This is a genomic window from Novosphingobium sp. KA1, assembly GCF_017309955.1.
In the GTDB taxonomy this organism is placed as follows: Bacteria; Pseudomonadota; Alphaproteobacteria; order Sphingomonadales; family Sphingomonadaceae; genus Novosphingobium.
Window position 1 is genome coordinate 2,493,985 of record NZ_CP021247.1, and the last position, 25,398, is coordinate 2,519,382.

A 25,398-nucleotide genomic window follows, 5' to 3' on the forward strand; every position below is an offset into this window, starting at 1 on the left:
GGTTATGCACCGCGAACTCATCACCTTCGAAGTCGCCGGCCAGATCTTCGCGCTCGACATCATGGCGATCCGCGAGATCCGCGCCTGGACCCCGGTAACGCCGATGCCGCGTGTCCCGCATTACGTGGCAGGCGTGGTCAACTTGCGCGGTACGGTATTGCCGGTGATCGATCTTGCTGCCCGGCTGGGCTGGACGCCGACCGAGGCCACGCCGCGCCACGCCATCATTGTCTGTCAGGTCAATGGGCAGTCGCAGGGTCTGATCGTGGATTCGGTGTCGGACATCGTCGCGCTTCATTCCGAAACCTTGCAGGCGCCGCCCAGTGCCGGACAGGACGGGGTGATCCCATTTCTCGAGGGGCTGGTGGCGATAGACGAGCACATGGTCATGGTGCTTGATCTCCAGACGCTGGGGACATCCGGGGATGCGTTGGCGGCGGCCTGAGCCATGATCCACGAATCGCGCTTTCTGGCCCCGAGGCTGCTTGAACCCCGATTTCTGGCTATGGCCGAAGTCTTGACCGAGCTTGCCGGCGAGATCGAGGCCCTGGGCGAAGTATTGTGTCGGGACGAGGGTTTCGCTGCAGGGCACATTCGCGAGCTTCAGGCGATCGATCTGATTTCCCAGAAGCAGCGTGCGTTGTCGGCCATTCTCAGTGCAGGGTTCAGTGCGACAGAGATGCGCCGCATCAACCTGGAGGCGATCAACCTGCGCTTCCGTCATTTTCTCGACGACAGCGAAACACTCTGCGAGGTACCGCTTGATTCTCCGCCGGCCAACGGAAACGGCGATGGTGGACCGCTCGACTTGTGGGATTGACCGGGCGGCGATAACTCGTCTGGCATGTCCGGCTCGTCACATTCCGACCGTCGCTATGCTCCGGCTGCGATGCGTAATCGCGATCCCATTCTGGCCGTGCTGCGCGAGGTGCTACCCACGTCGGGCACTGTACTCGAGATCGCTGCAGGGACTGGCGAACATGCGGTCTATTTTTCTCGATTTTTGCCGGGAATCTTCTGGAAACCGAGCGATCCTGACGCCAATGCCCGTGCTTCTATCGCCGCATGGCGCGAGGCGGAGGGGCTGCATAACCTGATGGTCCCGATTGCTCTTGATGCAGCGGCTGCGCAGTGGCCGCTGGAGAGCGCTGATGCGTTGGTCTGCATCAACATGATCCACATCAGCCCATGGTCGGCAACGCTTGGATTGATGGCAGGCGCGGGGCGCCTCTTGTCTCAGGGCGCTCCGCTGGTACTCTACGGCCCCTATCGCCGGGAAGGTCATGCAATCGAACCGGGAAATGCCGCGTTTGATGAGGACCTGAAGCGCCGCAATCCGGGATGGGGGCTGCGCTGTCTGGAAGATGTCGCCAAAGTGGCGGTTGGGCATGGGCTTGCTCTTGAGCGGGTGGTCGAGATGCCCGCCAATAACCTGACGGTGGTCTTCAGGAGGTGCTGAAGCTGCTACGCGTCTTACGGGGTGTCAGGACGAGCTGTCCTGCCCCGCGCAGCAGGAAAAAGACCGTGAAGGCACTCCACAGCCCGGCATTGCCAAGCGGGTGGAGCAACCAGAGCAGCAAGGTATAGCCCGCCAGCGCCAAGGCCATCGTGCCCAGCATAGCCCGTGTCCAGCCGGTTCCGACAAATACGCCGTCGAGGACAAACGACGTAAAGCTGGCCAGCGGCAAGACGGCGAGCCACGGTACGTAAGTCGCACTTCGAGCCGCGACTGCAGGGTCGGTGGTGAAGCGCGCGGCAAGAACTTCACCTCCTGCCGCGTAAGCAAGAGTCATGGCCAATGCGGCAGCGCCGGCCCACAGCATCGATGAGCGGACGGCTTTGTCGAAGCGTGTGCGCTCGCGGGCTCCGAGTGCTTCGCCGCAGAGGACTTGTGCTGCGCTCTCGAAGCCATCAAGGATCAGTGCGGCCAGCATGAAGAGTTGGAACAGGATGCCGTTGGCCGCCAATGTCACTGGCCCATCCTGAGCGCCACTCCGTGCAAACAGCAGCATTGCGGCGGTCAGGAGCAGCGTCCGCAGGAACAGGTCGCGATTGAGGGCAAACAGGGCTGCCAGTTCGCGGCGGCGCCATGTCGTTCGCGCCGCGAACGATGTGAGTACGCCTCGCCCGTCCGAACGGCGCAGCACCAGAATGCCGAGCACTATAAACTTGAAGCATTCGGAAGTGAGCGTGGCAATAGCAACCCCGGCTACTCCCCAGTGGGCAAGCAGAACCAGCAGCATGTCGAGTGCGATATGCACCAGGTTGGCGGCCACTTCGACGACCAGCACGTGACGCACCAGGCGTTGGCCGATCAGCCATCCAACCAACGCGCAATTGCCCAGCCATAAGGGGGCGGCCCAGTAGCGGATGGCGATGTAGTGCCGCGCGCTTTCGCGAAGGGACTCTTTGGCGCCTAGCAGGTCAAGGCCAAAAGGGATCGCGAGCGGCATCGCGAGCAGCAGGACGGTGCCGATGCCGAGTGCGACTGCAAGAGCGCGGGCAAGGGTTTCTGCTTGTGCATGCGTGCTACCCCGGCCAGCACCTTGCGCGGTTAGCGCAACGGTGCTCGTGCGCAGGAAGTTGAACACGTTGAGCAGTGCCATCATGAACTTGGCGCCCAGTTCTACAGCACCTTGCGCGGGAGCGTCGCCAAGGCGTCCGATCGCCCACATGTCTGCTAGCCCGAACAGCGCCGTTGCCACGTTGGTGAGCATCGCGGGCAAGGCTATCGACCATAAGAGGCGGGTCTGCGATGCCGAATTGAAGGAAGGACTACGCAAGCGGGGAACCCGGTGTCTGGTGATTGGCTTTCGTCAGTCCGCCTAACTGACCATGTTGCGTATCGCAATCATCCCGAACACGGCGGCTACGCCAGCCGCGAAGCCAGGGGCGACGTCGTGGGGACCAGAGAGCGGCGCGGTGCAGCCACCGATGGCATATAGACCTGAAATCGGTGTTCCATCGATCCTCGTCACACGTGCGAAAGGATCAACGGTGACGCCACCGCACGTCCCTAGACTTTCCGCCCTGAGCGGCACAGCATAGAACGGTCCCCGTGAAATCGGTCCCATGCAGGGGTTGGGGGCGTGAGCGGGGTCACCGTGATAGCGGTCGTAGGATGATGCGCCTTTCCTGAAATCGTCGTCAATGCCGCGGCCCGCCATGACGTTCCAGCGGTTGATCGTGGCCTCCAGTCCGGTAGGATCGATCCCGCATTCGCGGGCGAGCGCATCGAGCGTTGCTGCGCGGACGAGGCTGCCGTCTTGCAGGCGTTGCCGGGGAATGCGCCCCGGTGCGATCGGTCCGAAGCGATAGCGAGAGCGGTGGCGAGCATCGAAGATCGCCCATGCCGCGGGAGCGGCACCCGAGGCTTTTTCCAGAGCGAGGCTCGCGCTGCCTACTTCCATCGGAGGGGCGGCCTCGTCGACGAAACGACGTCCGTCACGTCCGACAACGATCAAATGAGGCTTGCCCAGAGCAGTCAGCACGGTGGTTGCGGGGCGCGCCTGTTCGGAAGCAAGCCTGAGGAAGCGCCAGTCCTCGTTCATCCAGCCCGTGCCCGCGCCGAGGCCGAGCATCCCTGTAACGGCATCGCCGTCGGCGGTCGGTAACGGCGAGGGCTGGGGAATGCGTCCAGTGGCGATCACTACACCATGACGTACATGGACCCGGCGATGCCAACTGTCGCAATCGATCATCGCGCCGCAGACACGGCCGTTGCTATATTCCAGTGACAGCAGCGCGGTGCGCGTACTGATTCTGGCGCCAAGTTGGAGTGCCGCAAGCAAAAGCCGTGCCTGCAAGGCGGCTCCGGCAGACAGCAGTTTCTGCGCTCGAACTCGGGCTGCCAGACTGCGCCAACGCAGTCTGGCAGCCCCGATGCGTCCGTCCCATGTGGATTCGGTGCGACCGAGCCGCGCCCATTCCGATGCACGGGCGGGGATCGGGTAACTTTGCGGTCGAATGCGACGTTTCCAGGTTCCGAGCTTTTCGGCGTCGATCACTTCGGTTTCAACGGCTCGTCCGGTGGCATGGCCGCCTGGGAGCGTATCGTAATGGTCGGGGTAGCCTTCGCACAGGTGCAGCGGAATGTTGCGGGATTCATAGAGCGCTACGAGCGGTGCGACGCCGTCGACAAAGGCCGCGCGCCGTTCGGGGCAGGACGAGGGATCGCCATCATCCACGAAGTTGGCAAGATAATCGAGTGCGGCCCGGCGCGAATCGGGCACTTTTTCGCGCAACATAAGCGGGCTGTTTGGCAGCCAGAGCATGCCGTTGGAGGCGGAGGAAGGCCCGCCGATCAGCAAGTCCTGTTCGACCACGAGAGCTTCCAGGCCAGCCATGCGGGCCGCAATGGCGGAGGTTAGGCCACCGATCCCGCTTCCCACGATTAGAACGTCGCACTCGATGTCGGGCATGTGCTTCGGTCCAGTCGGGCCGCCACGGCACAAGGCCGCGGGGCGAATCACGGATGGTCAATCGTGGCCATGTGGCCGCGAATCACCGGCGGGGTTCGCTAATGCACAAGATTTATACGTTCTATGCTGCGGCTGCGTAGGGTTACTTAGGCCTTAGACGCAAAAAACACTTGCGCCTCCAGTCGGAAAATTCGCGTAAACCACGAACTTAACGGACTGGAGGCGCAAATCGAACTTTACATTGCGTCTATCGGAGCAGATGTTGCACTTGCGAAGATTCGGCGCGCCGGAAAGGATTTTAATCCCCCCGGCGCGCTCTCTCCCAACACCGGCAAGGCCGAAAAGGCCTTTCGCTGACTACCTTGCAACATCTTTTGCCATTCGAAAAGCGCGAATTTGTTCTGGAGGTGCAACTTCTTGTGATGTTTGTCTGTGGTGTGTCCCTTAGGCATCGTTGCGTGGCTGGTGCCCCGGAAATCGCGTAATTATCTTCATTCCCGTGGAAAGTGGCCATGACGGGTCGCGTCAAGGGACTGCTGGAAACTTGTAAAAACCAATTTCGCGGGATCAGCCGACTCGCCTGTCAGCTGGCCAACGACCCTATTCCTAGAGGCTGCTCAGGGCTATTCAGTTTCCGTTGGTCGGAGATGGATCGATCTCTATCCCTCTGAGCGCTCTACGGGGCAGGGACTGGACCTTATGCGATCCAATCCCCGAGCGTCGTGTCGAATTACCAGACCAACGGCACTTCTTCCGGCCCGATTACGCCGCCTGGTCGGTACTCTATGTGGGTGCCGGGCTTGAGGCCGAAGTCGGGAATGCGCCTCAGCCATTCCTGAAGCGCGATCTTCACTTCCAGGCGGGCCAGGTGTCCGCCCATGCAGCTGTGCACGCCAACCGTGAAGGCGAGGGTTGTCTTGCGCGGGCGGTCGAAGTCTACCGTCAGAGGATCGGGGAAGACATCGGGGTCGAAGTTGCAAGCGGGTAGGATGAAGGTCACGCGGTCGCCCTTCTTGAGCTGCACGCCGCGCATTTCATAGTCCTGATCAAGGACGCGGCCCGAGAATGTGACGGACCATCGCCGCAGCAGTTCTTCTACCACCTTGTCGATGTCCTGCGGACGATCGATGATTTCCTGGCGCTTTTCCGGGTTCTGCGCGAGCCATGCCCAGACGTTGTTGAGCGTTGCGAACACGGTGTCCAGCCCGCCGATGAACAGGAAGCAGACGAAGCCGAAGATCTCCTTTTCGGATAGCGGCACGCCGCCCGGTTCTGCATGGGCAATCAGGCTTACCACGCCTTGATCGGGGTGCGCCTTCTTCTCGGCGATGGCGTCCTTGAGATAGGCAGTGATGTTCTGCATTGCCTGGCCCATGATCGCGCGGTCGTTCGAGTGGAGCAGATCCATCGCCCAGGACACGAACGTGTCGCGCATGTCCTGCGGCAGCCCCATGATGTCGAGGAATACCGAAACCGGTAGCGGTCGGCCGAAATCTTCGGTGAACTCGCATGTTCCTCCGGCTGCGACCTTGGCCTCGATCTCGTCGATCAGGTCGTTGGCGCGCTGGCGGATTTGCGCCTCCAGCTTGAGCACGCCCTGGGGACTGAACACCGGGTCGACGATGTTGCGATACTTGCGGTGGTGCGGCGGATCGATCTCGATCGGGATGAAGTAGAAATAGTCGTTTGGATCACGCGGAAACGGCGTGGCCCCCTCGTTCGAGAATATCTCCGGATGGCGCAGGCCGAACAGGGCATCCTCGTGGCGGGTGAAATGCCACATGTTGCCCATCGGGCTGACGTCGTAATAGATCGGCGGCTGCTTATCATGCAGCGCGGCCATGAAATCGTGCGGAGCGGCGAGAAATTCCGGCCCGAAGGTAAGGCCTACCTGGCGAACCAGGTCGGCGGGGACATGATCGGGCACCTGATCCATGCCGACGTGGCGCGGAAAGCTGGGCGGAACCGGATTGGCGGCGTCGATAGGCATCGGCTCTCTCCCGCTTAGAACTGGTGTTCGGGAAGGTGGACGACAAGCCCGTCGAGCGCCTCGGTGACGACCATCTGGCAGGACAGGCGGCTGGAGGGTTTTACTTCGCTGGCTGCGGATTCGAGCAGTTCCTCCTCGGCCTGCGAGGAGGGGCCGCCAACCGCCGCGGTCCAGTCCGCGTCGACATAGCAGTGGCAGGTGGCGCAAGACAGGCCGCCGCCGCATTCGCCGGTGATCCCTTCGACCCCGTTGTAAATTGCGCCGCGCATGACGTTTTCGCCGGCATCGACCTCTACGGTCGTCGCGTGGCCGGTATGGTCGACATAAGTGACCTTGGGCATCGGAACTCTCCTGATTTCCTGTCTTCGCGCCTTTATGAGAACGCTGTTCTCGACATTTTTAGCGTGAGGGCGGTGATCGAGTCAATTGATACGGGAGCGGACGAGCCAAGGCATCGCAGGACGGGCTGGACCCGTGATGGGAGACGCGATACGCGATTGATCGATGGCTACGACGAAATCCCATCTCGCCTTGTCCGCTGCATCTGATGAAGGCGATGAAGATCGCTCCCAGAAGCTCATCGCGGCGGCACACGAATTGCTTGACGAAGCAGGACTGGAAGGCCTGACGATCCGCGCGGTGCTGGCACGCACGGGGCTTGCGCGCAGAGCCTTCTATGAGCGTTTCCAAAGCAAGGACGATCTTGTTCTCGCGGTCTTCGATACCACGTTGCGTTCGGCCGCGCGGGCATTCGAAGCGATGACGAAGCCGGAAGTGGGGTCGGCGCAGGCGCTTGAGGGGATCGTCCGTGGCATTGTCGTCGGCCAGGCGCAGTTTCAGGGCAAGTCTCAGGACCGGTCTTCAGTTGCGGCGCAAGGCATGCCGGTTGGCGGAGCTCACTTGCGCAGTGCGGCGCTCAGCCGGGAGCATTTGCGGTTGGCGCAGCAGCGTCCCGCTGAATTGAAGGCCGCGCTTCAGCCCTTGCTGGATTTAATGGCGGGGCATATCGGCAAGGGGATGGCCGCTGGGGTCTTCCGGCAGGCCGATCCGCAGTTGCAGGCGCGGCTTATCTACAACCTCGTTTCGACGACGGTGCACACGCTCTTGCTCGAAGAGGAAGGACGGGCGCCCGATCGAGCCGAGCGCGAGGCGCTTGCGCAAGCGATCTGGTCGTTCTGTTTGCGGGCGATTGCGGCGTAAGACGACTTCAGGCCGGCTCGACCATCCGGAGCAGGCGCTCGATGTCCGCGGGACGGGCCAGGTCCGTGCCTGCGCGCAGGACCGCCGCCGACCCGGCGGCAAGGCCGATCCGAAAGGCAGTGAGGTCATCGTCGCCCCGGCACAGGGCGTGGACCATCGCGGCAACAAAGCTGTCACCGGCGCCGACGGCACTGGCAGCGTCGATCTTGAGCGCGGGAAGATAGGTGGTGCCCCCGGCATTGGCGAGCAGTGCGCCTTCATGGCCCATGGTGACGGCAACGAGCCGGACCTTGCCGGTGGACACGATATCCATCGCCGCGGTTCCGATTTCTTCGAGGTTGTCGAGCGTACGACCTGTGTACTGCGCCAGTTCACCGATGCTGGGCTTGACCAGCGCCAAGTCACCTTGCGCGATGCCTGCTGCCAGCGCCTCGCCCGAGGTGTCGAGCACCATCTCGATGCCCCGCGGCGCGAGCAGGCGGGTGACCCGGGCGTAGAAGTCTGTCGGTACGCCGGGGGGGAGGGAACCGCTCATGACCATGACGTCGCAATCTGCTTCGGCGAGCAGGTCCAGGCAGCGGCCCCACTCGGCCTCGCTGACATGGGGGCCGGCGGGAGTGAAGCGGAATTCCTTGCCGGTGTCGTGTTCGAGAATGTCGGCGGCGATACGCGTCGGGCCCTCGATCGGGATGCGTGTGCGGACCAGTTGATGCAGGTCGATCAGGCCGTCGAGCGCGGGGCCGGTGGCACCACCGGACAGGTAATAGCATCGCGCGTTGCCACCGAGTCGTACGAAGACCCGCGCGACATTGATGCCGCCGCCCCCAGGTGCGTAGTGTTCGTTGTCGGTGCGCATCTTGTGCGTGTGGCGGACTTTGCCGACGTTGTAGGAGACGTCGATCGTCGGGTTCATGGTTAGCGTGGCGATGCTTTTCATCGGGCGGCTCCAAGAGGGGGCGTTTATGAGTTTACGACCTAAGTGACGGAAAACATGCCCGTCATTGGCGACAGCCGTCAAGCTGTGCGGTCGGAGGCTTGTCGGGTCAAGCGGCGTTGCAGGCGCGGGGAAGCAGGCTCTGGAAATCAACCATCGCTGCCGGGCCCGGCTTGCCGAACAGGAAGCCCTGGCCCTGGGTGCAGCCTTCGCTGCGCAAGTATTCGCGCTCCATCTCGCGCTCGATACCTTCGGCCACCACGGTCACGCCCAGACTGCGGCCAAGTCCGATGACCGCGCGGATCACCGCGCGCGAATTGGCCTCGCGCTGGAGGTTCAGGATGAACGACTTGTCGATCTTGATCTTGGTGAAGGGGTAGTTGAGCAGATAGCTGAGCGACGAATAGCCGGTACCGAAATCGTCGAGCGAGATGCCGATGCCGAAGGCCCGCAAGTTGCGGATGATCGCAGCCGGGCGGGGGCCGCGCTCCATCAGCACGGCCTCGGTGATTTCCAGTTCGAGCCGCTCGGCGACAAGGCCCGAGGAGGAGAGCGCATTGATCACGGTGCTGAGCAGATTGCCGTTGCGGAACTGCAGGGGCGAGACATTGACCGAAAGCCGGACATGCTGCGGCCAGGACATCGCCTCGCGGCAGGCGGAATTGAGTACGAAGCGGCCGACCTGATCGATCAGCCCCAGTTCTTCCGCAAGCGGGATGAAAACTTCGGGCGATACATGCCCGCGTTCGGCGTGGTGCCAGCGCAGCAGGGCCTCGCAGCATTCGATCTGCCCGGTCTCGAGATTCACGAGTGGCTGGTAGTGGACTTCCAGGTCGCCGTCCTGCACGGCCTTGCGCAAGTCCTTCTCGAGCCGGCTCTTGGCCTGAGCCGCCTCGTCCATGCGCAGTTCGAAACTGCGGCAGGTGCCGCGTCGTTCGGCCTTGGCCGCATAGAGCGCAAGGTCTGCGTAGCGCATCAGGGTTTGTGAATCGGAACTGTCGTAAGGCGCTACCGAGAAGCCGATGGTCGCGCCGATGTGCAGCATGTTGCCGTGGATGAAGAACGGTTCGCTGAGGGCGGTGATAATGGACTTGGCGACGAGTTCGGCCTGGGTCTGGCTGGCGCGGCGGAAGATGATCGCGAATTCATCACCGCCGATGCGGCACAGCAGGGCGCCTGGCGGGATCAGTTCGCGCATGCGGCGGGCCGCGTCGGTCAGCAGCATGTCGCCGAAGTGATGGCCGTATGTGTCGTTCACCGCCTTGAAGTGATCGAGGTCTACCAGCGCAAGGGTGACCGTGTTGGCCGGTGACGCTTCTTCGAGCACGGCGCTCAGGTATTCGCGGCAGTGCGGGCGGTTGGCGAGGCCGGTCAGTTCGTCGTGACGCGCCATGTGCGCCATGCGCTGTTCGATGCGGCGGCGTTCGGTGACGTCGACGATCGAGACGATGGTGACCGGTTCGTCTTCCATGTGCGAAAGGCGCGTCGATACCATGGCTTCGACGTTCGTGCCGTCACGGCGTCTCAGTGGCCAGCATGAATCCCCTTCGGGGCAATCGCTGGCCAAGAGGGCCATGGCGCTGTCGCGGTCGGCGCGGGAGAACAGGCATTCGGCGTCCAGGCCGGCCATCTCGTCGGCGCCGTAGCGGAACAAGCGGCACGCCGCCTCATTGGCGGAACGGATAAGCCCGGTCGCGGCGTCGTAGACCAGCATCGCCAACGGGTTCTGCTCGAACAGCAGGCGGAAGGCTTCCTCGCGCCGGCGGATGTCGGTGATGTCGACGCGGATGCCGATCGTGCCGCCGCTTTCGGTCTTGCGCTCTTCGATCAGGATGCAACGGCCATTGGAAAGGCGCTGTTCGTGGCGGCAGTCGGACTGGCGCAACATCTCGATGCGGCGGGCCAGCCATTCCTCTTCCTGCCCGATCGCTTCGGGATAATCGCCGCGGGCCACGCCGATCCGCAGGGTGTCGCCCAGCTTTGCGCCGGGTTGCAGCAGATCGGCCGAGCGGCAGTAGATTTCCGCATAGCGGCGATTCCAGAGAATGTAGCGGTCTTCCTCATCGAGGATGACGATACCCTGGGGCATGGCTTCGATCGCGTCGCGCAGCAGTCTTTCGGCGCGTGAAGCGGCGGAAAGAGCCGCTGCGAGCGATTCGTGCGTGAGCGCTACCGACGGATCATCCGCCGGTTTCCTTGCTTCCCGTTCGAAATCGTCCCCAAGAATCAAGATGGTGCCCCCAAAGCTGGCAACCGGGGGATACTAGGCAAGGCGTTAATTTTCTTGTCAATGTTACATGCGACAGGCTGAGGCCCTCGTGCCGCGGGCACTCAGTTGCTGGTTGCGCTTGCCGTTCGTGCTGGTTCCGAGGCGTCTTCGCATTCGCGCGGCGGAGCGGCCGGCCGTCCGAACAGGTAGCCCTGAGCCTCGTCGCAGCCTTCATCGCGCAGCACGGCCAGTTGCTTTTCGGTTTCGACCCCTTCGGCCAGAACCGGGATCTGCAGGCTGCGGCCGAGCGCCAGTACGGCGCGGATGATGGCGCGGGCCTGATTGCTGTGTTCGGCGCGCGACATGAAGGATTTGTCGATCTTGATTTTGTCGAAGGGGAAGGAGTGCAGGGTGTCGAGCGAGGAATAGCCGGTGCCGAAGTCGTCAATGGCGACGCTGACGCCCATGCTCTTGATCTGGCGCAGGCAGTGCAGGGCGCGCAGCTTGTCGGAGATGATCGCGGTTTCGGTGATCTCCAGTTCCAGCCGGCTGGGGGAAAGACCCGTTTCGACCAGAATCTCGCGCAGTGTCTCGACCAGCCCGGGCTGGAGGAATTGCACCGGGGACAGGTTGACCGCGATCTTGATTGCACTCGGCCATTTGCGGGCTTCGCGGCAGGCCTCGCGAAGCACCCATTCGCCGATGCGGATGATCTCGCCGTTCTCCTCGGCGATCGGAATGAAATCATCGGGGGGCACCAGGCCATGGGCGGGGTGATGCCAACGCAGTAGCGCTTCATAGGCGCTCAATTGGCCGGTGTGGAGCGAGCGTTGCGGTTGGTACAGTAGCGAGAGCTCGCCGCGGTCCACCGCATGGCGCAAGTCGGCGGCCAATTGCCGACGCTGGCGGGCGGTTTCGTCCATGCCGTGCTGGAAGAAACAGACGCTTTCGCCGAGTGTTGCCTTGGCCCGGTACATGGCAAGATCGGCGTTGTTGAGAAGGGTCTCGCGATCGGTCCCGTCGTTCGGGTAGAGCGCGATGCCGATGCTGCCGTCCACCACAAAATGGTGCTCGCTGTCACCTATCGGCGCGATGATGGCATTGCGCAGACGCGCGAGGAAGTCGTTCAGTTCGCTGCGGTTGGCGAACATCTTGCAAGCAGCGAACTCGTCACCACCGAGGCGAGCGACCGCTTCTCCTTCGCCAAGCATTTCGCCAAGCCGCTGGGCTATCGACTGGAGCACGAGATCGCCCGCCGCGTGGCCTTGCGAATCGTTGATTTCCTTGAAGCGGTCCAGGTCCACGCCAATGACGGCGAGCTGCTTTTTCTGCGGTGCCGCTACCGCCAGAAGTTCATCCAACAGCATGGCAAAGCGCGTACGGTTCGGCAGGCCGGTCAGCGGATCGTGCAAGGCCATGTGCGCGATCTTGGCCTCCGATTTGCGCTGTTCGGTGATGTCGTCGCAGGTCGTGACCCAGCCGCCTTCGGGCAAGGCGCGGTTGGCCACCGAGATCACATGGTTCTCTCCGAAGTCCGCGATGATGGGGTGGCTTCCGGTATCGGCCAGGGTTTCCTCGAGGATGTCCTTCATGTTCTGGAGGACCTGTGAGCCGGCTTGCTCGCCTCCCAGGTTCATGAAGCCGCTGGCGATCAGCGCGGCTAAATCGGTGCCGTTGCGGCAATCGTCTTCTTCGAGTGACCAGATCTCCCGGAAACGACGGTTGCACAGGACGACGCGCTGGTCGGCGTCGAACAGGCACAGTCCCTGGAGCATGTTTTCGAGCGCAGTGTCGAGATGGCGCGAGGTTTCCGCGATCAGTGCCTGGGCTTCGCGGAACGGGGTGATGTTGTGCATCACGAAGGAGAAGCCCAGTTCCTCGCCCGATGGTGCAAGCAGCTTTTCCACCGTGCCATGGGCCCAGAAGCGCGAGCCGTCCTGTCTCAGGCATTCACCCGTGCCAGAATGAAGGCCGTTTTCGCGGGCCTGGGCAAGCAGGAAATTGGGCAGGCCCGCAGTCCGATCCTCTTCGGTGAACAGGCGCGCGATCGGCAGGCCGATCATTTCCTGCGCGTTGTAGCCGGTCAGTCGCTTGGCCCCGAGATTCCATTGCGAGATGCGACCGTCGTGGTCGAGCATGCAGATCGCATAGTCGGAAATCGTCTTCACCAACTGCGAGAAGCGACGCTCGCTTTCATCCAAGGCGTTACGGGCGATACGATTGACGATTTGGGCGGTCATGCCGAGCGCGAAGATGCCCAGGGTCACCATGCTGATCCATGCGGTCAGAACGGTGGGGCTGATGGCGATGCCTGAGGCGCGTGGACGCGCCGGGATCAGGGTGATGGCGGCCATAGCCGTTAAATGAAGCAGCAGCACGCCAGCGACGAGGCAGAGGGCGGCGCCAACCGGAGCCCAGATCCCTTTCCCGTGAACGGCAAGTCGCAGGCCGGGAAACCACAGCAATGTGGGCAGGAGGATGGATAGTGCCACCATGTCGGGGCGCCAGACGGTTCGGGCGGGGATTTCGAGCGCGGCCGTACCGATGTAATGCATGGCCGCGATGCCGCCGCCCAGCACCAAGGCGGCGGCGAACCCGTGCAACGTCCGGTGGCTGGCTAGAGTCAGCCGCATGGCCAGCGATGTGGTTGCGAGTGCGACGACCAGGGACAGCAGGGTCAGGTCGAGCCGGAACGCGAGTGCTTGCATGCCGGTATAGGCGAGCAGGGCCACGAAATGGGTCGCCCAGGTGCCAAAGCCGAAAGCGACGCCGGCCAATGTTGCCCAGTTGTGCCGCGTTGCGCCGCTCTCGCAGCGGGCCTGGCGCATGAGCATGACGCCGGTCGCCGCCGCCATCGTGCAGACCAGCGCGGCCAGCAGCAGTGCGCCGGGACGGTGCTGATCGCGCAGGCACAGGAAGATGTCGCCGATCCCGGCAAAAGGCAGGGGTTCCATCCTGGAAGTCCTGAGCGATGGCTACTTGCAGGGCGGCTAAACCGGCCATGAGGGCTTCTCCGGGGCGCCATGAAAAAGCCCGCCGCACACAGGGTGCGGCGGGCGGACTTTCCTCCCCAGGAAAGGTCTTGAGTGGCCCCGTCCAGCCTTGGGGGCGAGCGGGGTTTCGGCAATCGGGCGTCACTCCCGCTTGCCGGCAGTCTTCTTGATCAGGCTTCTTGTGATCAGCGCCGTGTGGCGCTGCCGAGCCTGTGGTAGAGGTTCGAGTATTGCGAGGAGATCGGGTCATCCTCGTGGGCGCGCATGTAGAAAAGCACGGCTTCCTGCAGCAGCTTGAAATCCTGGTTCGAAAGCACCGCGCGGGCGCGGGCCGGTTCGGTGGTCATGGTGGTCATTGTACCTTCCTTTCCTTGCTTCACTGGGGCTTTCCCCCGCCGCCCGGGGACTGTCCCCGGGCGTTCTTCGAAGTTCGTTCCCCCGCCCTGTCCGGCGGCAAATCGGCTGCCTTCGCTGCCTCAGGCAGCAAACTGGTTCATCGTGTTGTGGGCGCCGCCCGCCTTGAGTGCGGCTTCCTTGGCGAAGTATTCCTTGTGGTCGTCGCCGATGTCGGAGCCGGCCATGTTCTGGTGCTTCACGCAGGCGATGCCCTGGCGGATCTCCTGGCGCTGGACGCCCTTGACGTAGCCGAGCATACCCGCTTCGCCGAAGTATTCCCTCGCCAGATTGTCGGTCGAGAGCGCGGCGGTGTGGTACGTCGGCAGCGTGATAAGGTGGTGGAAGATGCCCGCCTCGCGCGCCGCGTCCTTCTGGAAGGTGCGGATGCGCTCGTCGGCCTCTGCCGCCAGTTCGGTGGCGTCGTAGTCCACGCTCATCAGCCTTGCCCGGTCGTACTGGCTCATGTCGCGTCCTTCCTCGGCCCACTTGTCGAAGACCTGCTGGCGGAAATTGAGCGTCCAGTTGAAGCTGGGCGAGTTGTTGTAGACCAGCTTGGCGTTCGGGATCACCTCGCGGATGCGGCTGACCATGCCGCCGATCTGGCCGATGTGCGGCTTCTCGGTCTCGATCCAGAGCAGGTCCGCCCCGTTCTGGAGCGCATGGATGCAGTCGAGCACGCAGCGGTCCTCGCCGGTTCCCGAACGGAACTGGAAGAGGTTGCTGGGCAGGCGCTTGGGGCGCATCAGCTTGCCGTCGCGGCTGATCAGCACGTCGCCATGGCCGAGGTTCCCCGCTTCGACTTCGTCGCAGTCGAGGAAGGCATTGTACTGGTCGCCGATGTCGCCGGCCTCGCGGGTATAGGCGATCTGCTTGGTGAGCCCGGCGCCGAGCGAATCGGTGCGCGCCACGATCAGCCCTTCGTCGACCCCCAGTTCCATGAAGGCGTAGCGGACCGCGCGGATCTTCGCGATGAAGTCCTCGTGCGGGACGGTGACCTTGCCGTCCTGGTGGCCGCACTGCTTCTCGTCCGAGACCTGGTTCTCGATCTGGATGCAGCAGGCACCTGCCTCGATGAACTTCTTGGCGAGGAGGTACGTTGCCTCCGCGTTCCCGAAGCCTGCGTCGATGTCGGCGACGATCGGCACGACGTGCGTTTCGTGGTTGTCGATGGCATGTTCGAGGCGCTTGGCCTCGACCTCGTCGCCGGCCTCGCGGGCCTTGTCGAGATCGCGGAACATCATGCCCAGCTCGCGCGCGTCGGCCTGGCGCAGGAAGGTGTAGAGCTCCTCGATCAGCGCGGGCACCGAGGTTTTCTCGTGCATCGACTGGTCGGGAAGCGGCCCGAACTCGCTGCGCAGCGCCGCGACCATCCAGCCCGAGAGGTAGAGGTAGCGGCCCTTGGTGGTGCCGAAGTGCTTCTTGATGGAAATCATCTTCTGCTGGCCGATGAAGCCGTGCCAGCAGCCCAGCGACTGCGTGTAGTTGGCCGGGTCGAGATCGTAGGCAGCCATGTCCTGGCGCATGATGCGCGCGGTGTAGCGGGCGATGTCGAGGCCGGTCCTGAAGCGGTTCTGGTGGCGCATGCGGGCGACCGATTCGGCCTCGATCCCGTTCCAGTTCGGCTCGGTTCCGATGGTCTTTCCGGCTTCGATGATCTTGCTCTGATAGGTCACTTTGCCAATTCCCCGTTGGAAGAATGTTGCTGGGCTATGACCTGCAGGTAGTCGAAAGTTTTTCGTGCCGGAATGTGCTCCGAAGTCCGGTTGTAAAACTTTACAGATATTCCTTGTAAAGATGTGTGGTCGTGACAAAGTGTGCCGACGATGGCGGAAACACGACCTCTTTATCTGGGCCCACGCTTGCGGCGCCTGCGCCGCGAACTGGGGCTCACACAGCAGGCGATGGCGGACGATCTGGAGATCTCGCCCAGCTACGTTGCCTTGCTGGAACGCAACCAGCGACCGGTCACGGCGGACATGCTGCTGCGGCTGGCGCGGACCTATCGGCTGGATATCGCCGACATCGCCGGGGACGATGGTGAAGACTATGCCCGCCGCGTTGCAGATATCCTGCGTGATCCCTTGTTTGCGGACATCGACTTGCCTTCGCTGGAAGTGGCCGATCTGGCGATGAGCTTCCCGGGCATCTCCGAGGCGCTCCTGCGGCTTCATGGGGCCTATACCCGCGAAAGCCAGGCCCTGGCCGAACAGCGCGCGTCTGGCCCGGTCGCAGAGGAAAACGAGCCGGTGCGCGAGGCACAGCGGTTCCTTGGGGCTTCGCGCAACTATTTCCACGGCATCGACGTGCGGGCGGAAGAACTGGCCGGTGAAATCGAGCAGGTCGGCGGCGCCACGGCATGGCTTGCCGCCAAGGGCGTGCGCGTGCGTTTCCTGCCGCCCGACGTCATGGTCGATTCGCTGAGGCGGTTCGACCGGCATAACCAGCAACTTCTGATCGACGATACGCTTGGCGCTTCGAGCAGGGCATTCCAGATCGCCACGCACATCGCGCATACGGCGATGCGCAGCGATATCGTGGCGGTGGTGCGCGCGGCCGCCTTCGCACAAACCACCACGGCGACCTTGGTGCGTCGGGCACTGGCGGGCTATGCGGCAGCGGCGATCCTCATGCCTTATGCAAGGTTCGCCCGCGCAGCGGAGGCACGGCGCTACGATGTCGAGGCTCTCTGCGGACTGTTCGGCACCAGCTTCGAGCAGGTCGCCCATCGCCTCACCACCCTGCACCGTCCGGGGGAGGAGCGGGTGCCGTTCTTTTTCCTGCGCGTGGACGAGGCCGGCAACGTCTCGAAGCGGCTGGACGGCGCGGGTTTTCCTTTCGCCGCGCATGGTGGTGGTTGCCCCTTGTGGTCGGTGCATCAGGTGTTCCGCTGGCCGGGCGAGGTGCATACGCAGTGGCTGGAACTGCCGGACGGTCAGCGCTTTTTCTCGGTCGCCCGCACCGTCGTTTCGGGGGAGGGGCGGCATGGGCGGATGAAGGTCACGCGGGCCGTGGCGCTGGCCTGCGCGGCGGAGGAGGCGGGCAAGCTTGTCTATGCGGCGGGCGGTGAAGCGAGCGTCACGCCGATCGGCGTTACCTGCCGCCTGTGCCAGCGCGCCGACTGCGCCGCCCGTTCGGTGCCGCCGATCGGGCGCGACGTGCTCGCTGACGACTATCGCCGCGCCGCTCAGCCTTACACGTTTGCTGAAAGCTGAAATTCTCAGTTTCGAATTTCCAAACGCGCATGCGGCAAGTTCGTCCGGGCGATGGCACGCTGCGCATGCTTGCGAGGATGCTGCGCTCGGCGCAGCATCGGGGCTTCAGGATCGTGCTCGGGCAAAAGGGTGAAGGCATTGGGCAGCGACGGCGCGCCGGGTTCAGCCCGGACATTCCCCGAACTGATCCGCTCCGCCGCTGCCGTGTATGGCGATGCGCTGGCGATCACGCTGGAGACGGAAACGGGCAGCGAAAGCGCCACGTTCGGGGAACTGGATCGCCGGTCTGCAGAACTCGCGCGCGGTTTGCTGGCGCGGGGCGCCGGGAAGGGCACGCGTGTCGGGTTCATCTTCGGCAATGGTCCCGGTTTTGCCGTGGTGATGGCCGCCATCGCTCGCATCGGCGCGGTTGCGGTGCCGATCAGCACGATGCTGCGTGCCGGCGAGCTGGTGCGCGTACTTCGCCAGAGCGATGTGCAGGGACTGATTGTCCAACGGGCTGTTCTCGGCAACGATCTTGTGGCGCGGCTTGTCGATGCGCTGCCGGAACTGGATGGTCAATTTTGGGGCGCATTGCGTCTGCCGCGTGTGCCGTACTTGCGCTGGATCGTCTCCAGCGGCGCAGACTTGCCCCTTGCCGTGGCGCCGATTGCCTGGCTCACCCAAGTCGATGCGGGCGCGCAAGTCCTGCGCGAGGTCGAAGCCGAAGTGCATCCGACGGACCAGATGATCGAGATCTACACATCCGGCTCGACGGCGTTGCCCAAGGGCGTGCGTCATGTTCACGGTGCGGTGATGGCGCGCAGTCACTGGCTTGCAGGGATGCTGGGTGTGCAAGCGGGGCAGCAGCGCCCGGCGCCATTGCCGATGTTCTGGGTGGGCGGGTTGATGCTGGCGCTGCTGCCCGGCTGGGTGCGCGGCGCGACCACGGTTTGCAGCGAGCGGACACTCAGCAACAGCCGCTTCGCGATGGGATCGGTACTGGCCGAGGAAGACCTCGAAAGGATCCGGGGCGCGCAGCCCTGGTGGGGGCTCGGCATGAGCGAGACCCTGGGGCCTTACGGTTGGGGGGACGTTTTCCGCGCGCCGGGCCGTCCGGTCTGCGCGCCGATGGACCACTTTGCTCCGGGGTACGAGATCCGCATCGTGGATGAGCGCGGCCGGCCGGTGGCCAACGGCGAAGTGGGGGAAATGCAGGTGCGTGGCGCTGCCGTTGCCCCGGCTCTCCACAAGATCGATCCGGCCGAGCATTACACGCCGGATGGCTATTTGCGCACCGGCGACCTTTGCCTTGTCGAAGAGCGCGACGAGGACGGTGCCGATGGGCGCCGCGTCCATTTTGTCGGCCGGAGCGGGGATATGATCAAGGTGTCCGGATCGAACGTCTCGCCCGCCGAGGTGGAGATGGAACTGCAAGCGTTGGATGGCGTGCACAGCGCCTATGTCGTCGGCCTGCCGGATCGTGAGCGGGGGGCGCTGCTGGTGGCGGCACTTGTTCCGCGCGACGGGGCGATGCTCGACCTGCCTGCCATCGAGGCGCGGATGAAGGCCAGTCTTTCGTCTTACAAAGTGCCGCGCGCGTGGGTCGAGCTTACCCGCGACGAAGTGCCGCTCCTGCATTCCAACAAGGTCGCCCGCCGCGAAATCGCGCGGATCGTCGCGGAGCGCCTGGCGGGGGGACAGTCCTTGTCCATTAGCGGCTCGGGCAGCCGAAACTGAATTTCGAACATCAAACTCTGTCATCACCCGCGGCGACGTTCGCTCAATCGCCCTTGCTGGTCGATTTACCGAATAGTCGAGAATAAATTCGCAATTCGGCCGGCGACGGTTCCAGCGTGGCGGCTGGGCGATCACTCGCCGTGTCGATCCGCCGAGCATCGAGGCTTTTGCCGGCCGCCTGAACGTAAAAAGGACCGCCCGCAAGGCGGACGGTCCTCCCTGCGGAACCGCTGGGCGGATCAGCTTCCGAAGCGGTACTTCAGGCTGAGCCCATACATGCGCGGCGCGCCTACGGCAGCGGTCTGGAAGCCGGTGCCGGTGGCGAGGCCGGAGATGTAGGAATAGTACTTTTCCTTGGTCACGTTGGTGGCAAAGAACGCGGCGTCGATGGGCAATCCGGCGATATTCTCCCAGCTGACGTTGAGATTCAGCAGGTCCGTCGGCTGCAGGTAGGACAGGCTCTGGATATAGGCCGCCGTGTCAGGATCGGTGATCGCTCCTGCCTGGCAACTGGGCAGGTTGGCTCCTGCCGTACCGTTGCAGCCGTAGTAAAAGCGGTTGCCGGTGTTCGCGAGCATCCTGTCGGTATGCGTGAACGTGGCCCCGAAGGTGATCTTGCCGATACTGTCGGAGAGCGGCAGCGTGTAGTTGCCCGAGACCGTCACCTTGTTCTTCGGCGTCAGCGCCAGTGGATCGCCGACCAGGTAGGTGCCTGAAAGCACGTAGGGCGAGCCGGGTTCGAGTGCGAAAGTCTTCACCGAAGTCAGCCTGGTGTTGAGGTAGGTGTAGCCCACCTGGAGCATCAGCCCCTCGAACGGACTGATCGAGCCTTCCACCTCGATGCCCCAGATCCGCGACTTGCCCGCGTTGACCGGCGCCGCCGTGGGGGAGACCGTCGCGGCGACGCAGTTGCCGTCCTGATCGGTGGACTGGCAAGGGTTGGCGTTGAAGCCCAGTTGCAACTGCTGGTTGCTGAACTTGTTGTAGAAGCTGGCAATGTTGAAGTTGCCCGGCATCGATCCGTGCCAGCTTGTCTTGGCGCCGAGCTCGAAGGCATCGACTTTTTCCGGATCGAAGATTGCGAAAGCCGAAGTCACGTTCGGGGCGATGCCGCCGGCACGGTAGCCGCGCGCGTATTTGGCGTAGACGAGGATATCGTCCGTCGGCGTATAATCGAAATCGATCAGCCAGGTGGGGGCGGAGGACTTCTGCTTCAGGTCGCGGCGGCAGCCGTTGACTGCGTTCGGGTTCTGCACGGCAGCGTCGGGATAGGTGCAGAACGTGAAGAGCGGCCCGGCCGGGATCGGCTGGAAGGTCGGATAGCTCAGCGGATAGCCGGTGATCGTCGTCGTCTGGACGCTGGTGTTGCGCTCGCGGTCCCAGGTGTAGCGGAAGCCCCCCGTGACCTTGAACTGGTCGGAGATCTTGTAGGTCGCCTGCGCATAGAGGCCGACGTCATGGAACGAGGTGCGCCCGGCCGTGGTGTTGATGGCGCCGGCATGTTCGGTCGGGTCGAAGGCGCCGCCGAAGAAGACCGGCGTGACCGCCGCCAGATAGCCCAGAATGTCGTAGCACTGGCTGGCCGCCACCGCTTCGGGGCCAGCGCAGGACTGGATCACCGGCGATTTCGATCCGACCACGTCGAGCGGGCGGACCGATTCCAGATAGCCGCCGATCTGCCAGTTCAGCCTGTCGTCGCTGGTCCGGCCCTGGACCTGGAACTCTTCGGTGAAGGTGGATTCGTCGGCCGTGCGGTGGCCGGGCAATGGCTGGCTGCTGGCAAAGCCGAAGCGGTAGCTGGGCAGGCCGATCGCGGCGATCGCCGGGCTCATGAAGGCGGTGCCGAAGATCGGGTTGTTGAAGGTGTTTTTCAGCTCGCCGTAGCTGACGATATTCTTGAACGTCAGCGTGTCGCTGGCGCGCCAGGTCGTGGTGTTGATGATCTGCCAGACATTGAGCAGCGAGCGCGCATTGGGCAGGTCCTGCGCAAAGTCGTAGAAGCCCGAGCCCTGGTAATTGGCACTGTCGGGATCGAGCTGTTCAGCCGCGAAGCGGCCGAGGTTGTAGACCGGGTCGGCAGCAATCATCTTCTGCGCATCGCCGTGCGTGTCCGAGCGCGAGTACGTGGCGATCGTGTAGTTCTCAAGATCGGGCGTCAGTTCGGCAACCACGCTGAGGCGCGCCGAGAGATAGTCGACGTCGTTGAAGTCCTTGGGGCCGACGCCGCTGGTGTTGTGGAGGTAGCCGTCGCGCTTCATGCGATCGACGCCGAGGCGGACCTTGAAGGTATCGGCCAGCGGTACGTTGAGCACGGCCTGAACGCGGCGCATGTCGTAGTTGCCGATCGATCCCAGCACATAACCCTCGAACAGGTCGGTGGGCCTTTGCGGCACCAGCAGCACGGCGCCGCCGGTGGTGTTGCGGCCGAACAGCGTGCCTTGCGGGCCTTTCAGCACCTGCACGTTCTGAAGGTCGAAATAGGCGCCGGGGCCGGCACCGTCACCCGAAGGCAGGCCGTTGGAGGCGCCGCGCGGGGCCACCACGTCGGCGAAGTAGACGCCGACCGAAGGCGCCGTTCCCAGATCCTGCACGAAGCCGCGGATCGCGAAGGACGAGTTCTGCGAGCCGAAATTGGTGTTGGCCGAAAGCGACGGCGTGCTGGTGGCAAGGTCTGCCGCGCTCACCACGTTGCGGTTGGTCAGCTGTTCTTGATTGAACACGGTGATGGAGATCGGCACATCCTGAAGGCGTTCCTCAGTGCGCCGGGCGGTGACGATGATGTCGCCGGGATTGGCCACCGGGCTTTCGCGCCTGCCGGTCTGCGGCTTTTCCGGGGCCGACGGTGCGGCATCCTGGGCCATTGCGGGCGCCGCGTAAACGGCTGCGCACCCGACGCCGAGCATGAGCGAAGTCTTGAAAATCCTTGCAAACATGTCTGTCCTCTCCTCCGGAAACCTTGTTCTCACGTCGGATCCGAGAAGGCGCGCGGGCCGGTTGATGCCGGGATCGCGGGCAAGGACGGTCCGACTGTCGACAAATTCCGGGAACGGCGGCCGCATGGCGGCCGTTTACCGGGCCGGGCTGCGGTTCACGCGTTCCCTTGCTACCGATCTCCCAAATAGAGCCGCGTGCCGATGACCGGCATCTTCTGGCCCACTCCCTTATCCGCGCAATCTTGTGTCTTTTTCTAAGCTGCTTGTTGTGTTCCATGAGTCCTGCGCGTGGCTTGCAGGATATATCCGGCCTCGAAGCTGTGCAATTATTCGAAGGAAAGCCCTTGATCGTCTTTTTGGTGACTGTGGCGGCCGGGACGCATGTCTGGCGGTGTCACTTGCCGATTGTCTGTTCGAGCGGCATCATTGTTCCTTTCCAGGCAATACGATGTGCCGTCCGGTCATAGGTAATTCCCGGGGGCGTTGCCTGAGTGGTCGGGATCGGGTTCGTCGAGTTCGCGGCGCAGCGCTTTGCCATGTCGCGCCGGAACATCAGCTCGGCAGGCAGAGAGCCGGTTGCCGGCCCTGGCCGATGCACTTGTCAGTGCCGCACCGATCATGGCATCGGGAACGAATGGCACAGGTGACGGATTGACCAGGGCATGGTGATCGGGAGAGCTGAACCTGGCCTTCCCCGCCGGTCCAGGTGGGGCGTCGTCGCGCTGGTCGCCGTGCTGCATCTCTTGGCGATTATGGCGCTGGTGCAGGCTTTCACGCCCAGGATCGCCGCGACCATCGTCGGTTCGATCACGACTGCCTTCGACGTTCCGCTCGATCCGCCGAGGCCCGTACCGCCCACGCCTGAACAACCAGCGCCTGAACAGCGGCGCAAGCCTGCCATGCCGCGCGAGAAAGGCGCAGCCGGTGCGCCCGGGCGCAAGGCCGCCCCGCGCGACGTCGCCGTGCCCAAGGCGCCGTTCGCGGTGAAGCCCACCGAGGCACCGCCGGTTGCCGGAACCGGACTGGAAAATGCCGCCGGAGCGGCCGACATGGGCCCGGGAACTGGAGCGTCCGGCCAAGGCATGGGTTTGGGGGCAGGAGCGAGCGGAGCGGGAACCGGAGGAGGCGGCGGTGCGAGCAAGCCGGTCAAGACTGCCGGGGACATCAATTCCGCCCGAGATTATCCGCGCGCCAGTCGTGACTTGCGGCTCGGGCACGAGGTGGTTGTTATCGTCCGGGTCGGCATCGATGGCAGGGTGAAGTCCTGCCGGGTTGCGAAGCCGAGCCCCGATGCGGAGGCGGATCGCATCACGTGCCGTCTCGCGGTCGAACGCTTCCGTTTCCGCCCGGCGCGGGATGGGGCGGGCAACCCCGTCGAGGGCGACTATGGCTGGCGTCAGCGATGGTTCCTCACAGGACAGGAATGACCTCGCCGTTGCATTGCCTTGAAGGGCGGTTATGGCGATTCGCATGCAATCCCATTCCAGCGATCGTTCGCCTTCCATGCCTCAGATAGTCCCGGTCATTCTCTGTGGCGGCAGTGGCACGCGGCTCTGGCCGCGCAGCCGTGCGGCCATGCCCAAGCCGTTCCTGCCGCTGGTTGGTGATACCACGCTGTTCGAGGCGAGCCTTGCACGCTGCCCGGCGGACCTTGGTTTTTCGGCGCCGGTGGTGGTGACGGGGACCAGGCATCTCGATCACGTCGAGGCGCAGCTTTCGGGTGCCCCCGGCGCCACGGTGATCGTCGAGCCGGCCGCGCGCAACACGGCCGCCGCCATTGCGCTGGCTGCCTGCCGCCTGCCGGACGATGCGGTGATGCTGGTCTGCCCGAGCGACCACCACATCGGCCGCCCCGACGTTTTTGCCGAGGCCGCCGGCGCTGCCGCGGCGCTGGCGAGCGAGGGCTGGCTGGTGTCCTTCGGCATTGAGGCGACTGCGCCCGAGACCGGCTTCGGCTATCTCAAGCGCGGCGAGGCCATCGCCGGCACGCCCGGCTATCGCACCGCCCAGTTCGTCGAGAAGCCGGACCTTGAGCGGGCGAAGGCCTTTCTCGCCGATGGCGGTTATGCCTGGAACGGCGGCATCTTTGCCTTCCGTGTGGGCGACTTCATGGCCGAGCTTTCTGCCCATCGCCCCGAAATTGCTGCCAAGGTGCGCGAGGCGGTCGAGAAGGGGGTGGCCGATGGCCATCGCTTCCACCCCGATGCGGCGACTTTTGCCGCAGTGCCGAGCGATTCGGTGGACTATGCGGTGATGGAAAACACCAGCCGCGCGGCGATGGTGCCGGCCGACATGGACTGGTCCGACATCGGCAACTGGCAGGCGCTGCACGATGCGCTCGAACGCGACGAGAGCGGCAATTCGGTGCGCGGCAGCGGCGAGGCGGAACTGGTCGATTGCCGTAACGTGCTGGTCGACAGCGACGGGCCGCGCGTCTCGGTGATCGGGCTCGACAACGTCATTGTCGTGGTGGACGGCAACGAGGTGCTGGTCACCACGGCCGAAGGCGTGCAGAAGGTCGGAAAGCTGAACGGGGCCCTTAACCAATAAGGGCATCAATAGAGGATCTTGCAATGACTGCCGCACTCGCGATCCGCGAAGTCGAGAAGCCCTGGGGCAAGGATGTCCTGCCCGCGCCTTTCGTCGCACCCGCCGGTGAGCGTATTGGCGAGGTGTGGTTCGAGCCGCCGGCTGCGTTGCCCGACCTGCTGGTGAAATACATCTTCACCAGCGAAAAGCTGTCCGTGCAGGTCCATCCCAGCGATGCGCAGACACTGGCCAAGGGCATCGGCAGGCAGGGCAAGGAGGAGTGCTGGCTGATCGTTGCCGCCGAGCCGGGTGCCACGCTCGGCATCGGTTTCGACGCGCCGATCGCGCAGGAGGCCATGCGCGCCGCCTCGCTGGACGGCAGTATCGAAGCGCTGATGACATGGCACGAAGTCCAGCCGGGCGATTTCTTCTACATCCCGGCCAATACCGTCCACGCCATCGGTGCGGGTGTCAGTCTGATCGAAGTGCAGCAGAACAGCGACATCACCTATCGTCTCTACGACTACGGCCGCCCGCGCGAGTTGCATCTGGACGAGGGCATGGCGGTGTCGAAGGGCGAGGTCTACGATCTGGCGCGCTGGCACAAGCGCATCCCTTCGGGCGCGACGCAGGTGCTGGTCGATGGTCCGCTGTTCCTGCTCGATCAGGTGGCGGGTGCGCCCACGGCGGAAATTGCCGCGCGTTATCCCGGCGCACTGCTGGTTATCCCGCGCGAGCAAGCGGTGAAGGTCGGCGGCGACCTCATCGCGCCGGGTGGCTGCGCCCTTGCGCAATCGCTGGCCGAGGTCACTTTCGCCGAAAACGGAGTCTGCCTGCTGGCACGGGCCTGCGAAGGCTGATC

Annotated in this window: 20 protein-coding genes; 9 read left to right on the top strand and 11 right to left on the bottom strand. The window is 63.8% G+C overall.

Translation table 11 applies throughout. The features are described from left to right. Nucleotides 1-4: 4 nt before the first annotated feature. The 3 genes from CA833_RS12005 (at nt 5) to CA833_RS12015 (ending at nt 1,459) form a co-directional block, all read left to right on the top strand. Nucleotides 5-445, top strand: a complete 441-nt coding sequence (locus CA833_RS12005) for a chemotaxis protein CheW (protein WP_142635001.1) — start codon at nt 5-7, stop codon at nt 443-445. Nucleotides 446-448: 3 nt separating this feature from the next. Next, a complete protein-coding gene (locus CA833_RS12010) occupies nt 449-820 on the top strand; it encodes a hypothetical protein (RefSeq protein WP_242526061.1) in 372 nt (123 codons plus the stop codon). A gap of 69 nt (nt 821-889) precedes the next feature. Further along, entirely contained in the window at nt 890-1,459 is a 570-nt protein-coding gene (locus CA833_RS12015; protein ID WP_242526062.1) for a DUF938 domain-containing protein, read from the top strand. On the opposite strand, the gene CA833_RS12020 is transcribed toward CA833_RS12015, so the two are convergent. The 4 genes from CA833_RS12020 to CA833_RS12035 form a co-directional block, all read right to left on the bottom strand. Continuing rightward, nucleotides 1,446-2,717 carry an MATE family efflux transporter gene (locus CA833_RS12020; RefSeq protein WP_207078157.1) on the bottom strand — a complete coding sequence of 424 codons (1,272 nt, stop codon included), beginning with the start codon at nt 2,715-2,717 and terminating at the stop codon, nt 1,446-1,448. The two genes, CA833_RS12015 and CA833_RS12020, sit on opposite strands and share 14 nt — an antisense overlap. 108 nt (nt 2,718-2,825) lie before the next feature. Beyond that, a complete protein-coding gene (locus CA833_RS12025; RefSeq protein WP_207078158.1) occupies nt 2,826-4,421 on the bottom strand; it encodes an FAD-dependent oxidoreductase in 1,596 nt (531 codons plus the stop codon). Nucleotides 4,422-5,151: 730 nt separating this feature from the next. Further along, nucleotides 5,152-6,411: a cytochrome P450 gene (locus CA833_RS12030; protein ID WP_207078159.1), complete on the bottom strand. Its 1,260-nt coding sequence runs from the start codon at nt 6,409-6,411 to the stop codon at nt 5,152-5,154. A 14-nt stretch (nt 6,412-6,425) separates the two neighbouring features. Next, entirely contained in the window at nt 6,426-6,752 is a 327-nt protein-coding gene (locus tag CA833_RS12035) for a 2Fe-2S iron-sulfur cluster-binding protein (protein WP_207078160.1), read from the bottom strand. A gap of 163 nt (nt 6,753-6,915) precedes the next feature. On the opposite strand from CA833_RS12035, the gene CA833_RS12040 reads away from it, so the two are divergent. After that, complete coding sequence (locus CA833_RS12040; protein ID WP_207078161.1) at nt 6,916-7,611, top strand: TetR/AcrR family transcriptional regulator; 696 nt, start codon at nt 6,916-6,918, stop codon at nt 7,609-7,611. Nucleotides 7,612-7,618: 7 nt separating this feature from the next. Here the strand turns inward: CA833_RS12040 and CA833_RS12045 are convergent, their stop codons facing one another. The 5 genes from CA833_RS12045 to CA833_RS12065 all read right to left on the bottom strand — a co-directional run bounded on the left by CA833_RS12045 (nt 7,619) and on the right by CA833_RS12065 (nt 15,816). Next, complete coding sequence (locus CA833_RS12045; RefSeq protein WP_207078162.1) at nt 7,619-8,548, bottom strand: 1-phosphofructokinase family hexose kinase; 930 nt, start codon at nt 8,546-8,548, stop codon at nt 7,619-7,621. Between the two features lie 106 nt (nt 8,549-8,654). After that, complete coding sequence (locus CA833_RS12050) at nt 8,655-10,775, bottom strand: bifunctional diguanylate cyclase/phosphodiesterase (RefSeq protein ID WP_242526063.1); 2,121 nt, start codon at nt 10,773-10,775, stop codon at nt 8,655-8,657. 101 nt (nt 10,776-10,876) lie between these two features. Next, nucleotides 10,877-13,708: an EAL domain-containing protein gene (locus CA833_RS12055; RefSeq protein ID WP_242526064.1), complete on the bottom strand. Its 2,832-nt coding sequence runs from the start codon at nt 13,706-13,708 to the stop codon at nt 10,877-10,879. Nucleotides 13,709-13,932: 224 nt separating this feature from the next. Then, nucleotides 13,933-14,103: a hypothetical protein gene (locus CA833_RS12060; RefSeq protein WP_185928596.1), complete on the bottom strand. Its 171-nt coding sequence runs from the start codon at nt 14,101-14,103 to the stop codon at nt 13,933-13,935. A gap of 120 nt (nt 14,104-14,223) precedes the next feature. Continuing rightward, the gene (locus tag CA833_RS12065) at nt 14,224-15,816 is read right to left on the bottom strand and encodes an isocitrate lyase (protein WP_207078163.1); all 1,593 of its coding nucleotides are present in this window, start codon (nt 15,814-15,816) and stop codon (nt 14,224-14,226) included. 150 nt (nt 15,817-15,966) lie between these two features. Between CA833_RS12065 and CA833_RS12070 the strand changes: the two genes are divergently transcribed. After that, on the top strand, nt 15,967-17,355 hold the full coding sequence (locus CA833_RS12070) for a short-chain fatty acyl-CoA regulator family protein (protein WP_207078164.1): 1,389 nt from the start codon (nt 15,967-15,969) through the stop codon (nt 17,353-17,355). A 129-nt stretch (nt 17,356-17,484) separates the two neighbouring features. Further along, the gene (locus CA833_RS12075; RefSeq protein ID WP_207078165.1) at nt 17,485-19,074 is read left to right on the top strand and encodes a class I adenylate-forming enzyme family protein; all 1,590 of its coding nucleotides are present in this window, start codon (nt 17,485-17,487) and stop codon (nt 19,072-19,074) included. A gap of 239 nt (nt 19,075-19,313) precedes the next feature. Here CA833_RS12075 and CA833_RS12080 read toward each other — a convergent pair whose 3' ends face one another. Together CA833_RS12080 and CA833_RS12085 are read right to left on the bottom strand one after the other, a co-directional pair. Continuing rightward, nucleotides 19,314-22,007 carry a TonB-dependent siderophore receptor gene (locus CA833_RS12080; RefSeq protein ID WP_207078166.1) on the bottom strand — a complete coding sequence of 898 codons (2,694 nt, stop codon included), beginning with the start codon at nt 22,005-22,007 and terminating at the stop codon, nt 19,314-19,316. 394 nt (nt 22,008-22,401) lie between these two features. Further along, entirely contained in the window at nt 22,402-22,560 is a 159-nt protein-coding gene (locus tag CA833_RS12085; RefSeq protein ID WP_207078167.1) for a hypothetical protein, read from the bottom strand. Between the two features lie 109 nt (nt 22,561-22,669). On the opposite strand from CA833_RS12085, the gene CA833_RS12090 reads away from it, so the two are divergent. From CA833_RS12090 to CA833_RS12100, 3 genes are all read left to right on the top strand, one after another. Next, a complete protein-coding gene (locus CA833_RS12090; protein WP_207078168.1) occupies nt 22,670-23,434 on the top strand; it encodes a TonB family protein in 765 nt (254 codons plus the stop codon). Between the two features lie 76 nt (nt 23,435-23,510). Continuing rightward, nucleotides 23,511-24,557 carry a mannose-1-phosphate guanylyltransferase gene (locus CA833_RS12095; protein ID WP_207078169.1) on the top strand — a complete coding sequence of 349 codons (1,047 nt, stop codon included), beginning with the start codon at nt 23,511-23,513 and terminating at the stop codon, nt 24,555-24,557. 23 nt (nt 24,558-24,580) lie between these two features. Continuing rightward, a complete protein-coding gene (locus CA833_RS12100; protein ID WP_142634974.1) occupies nt 24,581-25,396 on the top strand; it encodes a class I mannose-6-phosphate isomerase in 816 nt (271 codons plus the stop codon). Nucleotides 25,397-25,398 lie beyond the last annotated feature (2 nt).

Bases quoted from the DNA above. Each gene is read 5' to 3' on its own strand.
- CA833_RS12020 (WP_207078157.1), bottom strand. From the start codon at position 2,717: ATGCTCACCAACGTGGCAACGGCGCTGTTCGGGCTAGCAGACATGTGG.
- CA833_RS12085 (WP_207078167.1), bottom strand. From the start codon at position 22,560: ATGTTCCGGCGCGACATGGCAAAGCGCTGCGCCGCGAACTCGACGAAC.
- CA833_RS12055 (WP_242526064.1), bottom strand. From the start codon at position 13,708: ATGGAACCCCTGCCTTTTGCCGGGATCGGCGACATCTTCCTGTGCCTG.
- CA833_RS12095 (WP_207078169.1), top strand. From the start codon at position 23,511: ATGCCTCAGATAGTCCCGGTCATTCTCTGTGGCGGCAGTGGCACGCGG.
- CA833_RS12030 (WP_207078159.1), bottom strand. From the start codon at position 6,411: ATGCCTATCGACGCCGCCAATCCGGTTCCGCCCAGCTTTCCGCGCCAC.
- CA833_RS12010 (WP_242526061.1), top strand. From the start codon at position 449: ATGATCCACGAATCGCGCTTTCTGGCCCCGAGGCTGCTTGAACCCCGA.
- CA833_RS12100 (WP_142634974.1), top strand. From the start codon at position 24,581: ATGACTGCCGCACTCGCGATCCGCGAAGTCGAGAAGCCCTGGGGCAAG.
- CA833_RS12025 (WP_207078158.1), bottom strand. From the start codon at position 4,421: ATGCCCGACATCGAGTGCGACGTTCTAATCGTGGGAAGCGGGATCGGT.
- CA833_RS12080 (WP_207078166.1), bottom strand. From the start codon at position 22,007: ATGTTTGCAAGGATTTTCAAGACTTCGCTCATGCTCGGCGTCGGGTGC.
- CA833_RS12005 (WP_142635001.1), top strand. From the start codon at position 5: ATGCACCGCGAACTCATCACCTTCGAAGTCGCCGGCCAGATCTTCGCG.
- CA833_RS12070 (WP_207078164.1), top strand. From the start codon at position 15,967: ATGGCGGAAACACGACCTCTTTATCTGGGCCCACGCTTGCGGCGCCTG.
- CA833_RS12015 (WP_242526062.1), top strand. From the start codon at position 890: ATGCGTAATCGCGATCCCATTCTGGCCGTGCTGCGCGAGGTGCTACCC.
- CA833_RS12060 (WP_185928596.1), bottom strand. From the start codon at position 14,103: ATGACCACCATGACCACCGAACCGGCCCGCGCCCGCGCGGTGCTTTCG.
- CA833_RS12035 (WP_207078160.1), bottom strand. From the start codon at position 6,752: ATGCCCAAGGTCACTTATGTCGACCATACCGGCCACGCGACGACCGTA.
- CA833_RS12040 (WP_207078161.1), top strand. From the start codon at position 6,916: ATGGCTACGACGAAATCCCATCTCGCCTTGTCCGCTGCATCTGATGAA.
- CA833_RS12090 (WP_207078168.1), top strand. From the start codon at position 22,670: ATGGTGATCGGGAGAGCTGAACCTGGCCTTCCCCGCCGGTCCAGGTGG.
- CA833_RS12045 (WP_207078162.1), bottom strand. From the start codon at position 8,548: ATGAAAAGCATCGCCACGCTAACCATGAACCCGACGATCGACGTCTCC.